General features: G+C 74.5%; 1 protein-coding gene. It reads right to left on the reverse strand.

The window, feature by feature from the left end; genetic code table 11:
- The coding region (locus ABZZ17_RS39980) for a condensation domain-containing protein (protein ID WP_356884300.1) at positions 1 to 2,357 on the reverse strand (2,357 nt) is incomplete at both ends.

Below are 2,357 nucleotides of genomic sequence, written 5' to 3' on the forward strand. Positions count from 1 at the left end.
CGGTCGGTCGGGGTGAGTTGGTAGGTGTGCTGCATCCAGGTGATGCGGTTGACGATGGCTTCGTGTTCGACCATGACGCCCTTGGGGCGGCCGGTGGAGCCGGAGGTGAAGATGACGTAGGCGGGGTGGCGTGGCAGGAGTGGCGCCACGCGGTCCGCGTCCGACACCGCGCCCGGCGACAGCCGGCCCAGCTCGACCGCGATCTCCGGTGCGTCCACGACGACGACTTCCGCCCCGTCGGGCACCGGTACCAGGCCCAGCGAGACGAGGTCCGTCACCAGGCACACCGGCGCTGCGGTCTCCGTCATGTAGGCGAGGCGCTCGGCGGGGAGGCCGAGGTCGAGGGGCAGGTAGGCGCCGCCCGCGCGGACCACGGCGTGCAGGGCCACGAGCAGGGAAAGGGAACGGGGCAGTGCGACGGCGACGACCGCCTCGGGACCCACTCCCCGGTCGATGAGCAGCCGGGCGAGGCGGTTGACGCGTTCCTCGAAGGCGGGACGGGACAGTTCCGTGCCCTCGAAGACCAGGGCGGGGCCGGTGGCTTCGGCGGCTCCCGCCGCGACGAGTGCGGCGAGGGTGGCCGGGCCGGTCAGCGGAACGGCGGTGTCGTTCCAGCCGTGCAGGACGAGTTCCCGTTCCTCGGCGGACATCACCTCCAGCTCGGCCACCGGCCGGTCCGGATCGGCGACAGCCGCGTCCAGCAGCCGTACGAGCCGTCCCGCGAGGGTGCGTACCGTCCCCTCGTCGAACAGGTCGGCCGCGTAGCGGATGCCGCCCTCGATGCCCGCGCCCTCGCGGGCGGTGCCGAACGCGATCTCCAGGTCGAACTTCGCGCCGCCGGTCTCCACGGCCAGCTCGGCAGCGGGCATCCCGAACAGCCCGGGCACCGCGGTGTCCACCGAGTGGTAGGTCACCATCGTCTGGAACAGCGGGTTCCGCGAGCGGGAGCGTTCGTGCTCCACCGCCTCCACGACCGCCTCCCACGGCAGGTCGGCGTGCGCGAAGGCGGCCAGTCCGGTGTCCCGGACCCGCGCCACCAGCTCGCCGAACGTGGGCGCACCGGACAGGTCCGCCCGCAGCACCAGCGTGTTGAGGAAGAAACCGGCCAGGCCCTCCCACTCCTCGCCGTCACGGCCTGAGACCGGACTGCCGAGCGGGATGTCGTCGCCCGCACCCAGCCGGTGCAGCAGCGCGGCGACCGCGGCGTGGACCACCATGAACGGGGTCGCGCCGTTCTCACGGGCGATCCGCAGCAGGCCCCCGGCCGTACCGGCGGACACCGAGAACCCGACCACACCGCCCTCGTACGAGGGCTCCGCCGGCCGGGGCCGGTCCGTGGGCAGGGCCACCTCCGCCGGGATCCCGGCGAGCGCCCGCCGCCAGTACTCCGTCTGCCGGGCGGCGGGGGACCGCGGGTCTGCGGCGTCACCCAGTACCTCCCGCTGCCAGTGCGCGAAGTCGGCGTACTGGAGGGGCAGTTCGGGGAACCCCGGGGCAGTGCCGGCCAGTCGCGCCGTGTAGGCCGTGTTCAGGTCCGCGAACAGCAGGGCCGTCGAGGACTCGTCGGTGGCGATGTGGTGCACGAGCAGGAGCAGGACGTGGTCGTCCGGCGCGGCCCGCAGCAGGGTCACGCGGACCGGCAGCTCCGACGCCAGGTCGAAGACGTGCCCGCCGGCCCGTACGGCCTCCTCGGCCAGCCGGTCGGCCGCCACGTCCCGGAGCTCTACCGGAACGGTCACCCCGGCGACGGGAAGGACCCGCTGGTACGGCTCGCCGTCGTGCTCGGCGATCACCGTACGCAGCACCTCGTGCCGGGCCACCAGGTCCCCGGCCGCGGCGCGCAGCGCGGCGAAGTCCACCGGACCGCGCAGGCGCACCGCCACCGGCACGTTGTAGGTGGCGGCCGGTCCGCGCACGCTGTCCGTCACCCACAGGCGGTGCTGGGCGAACGAAAGCGGGGGCCGTTCGGGCCGGTCGCCCGCGAGGGGCCGGGGCCGGGTGCCGGCCGAGCGCTGCGAGAGCCGCGCGGCCAGCGCCTCGACGGTCCGCAGCTCGAACACGTCGCGGATCCCGCACTCGACGCCGAGGACCTCGCGGATCCGTCCCGCCGCCCGGGCCGCCAGCAGCGAGTGGCCGCCGAGGGCGAAGAAGTCGTCCTGTACACCCACGGCCGGGCGTCCCAGTACGGCGGCCAGGATCCCCGACAGGACCTCCTCGCGGACGTCCCGGGGGGCGCGCGAGACGGACGCGGCGACGGTCTCAGGTGCCGGCAGGGCGCGTCGGTCGAGTTTGCCGTTGGGGGAGAGGGGGAGCGCGGGGAGGGTGAGGACGACGGCCGGGACCATGTACTCGGGGAG

Origin of the sequence: Streptomyces sp. NPDC006512 (genome assembly GCF_040611935.1) — a bacterium.
Lineage (GTDB): Bacteria > Actinomycetota > Actinomycetes > Streptomycetales > Streptomycetaceae > Streptomyces.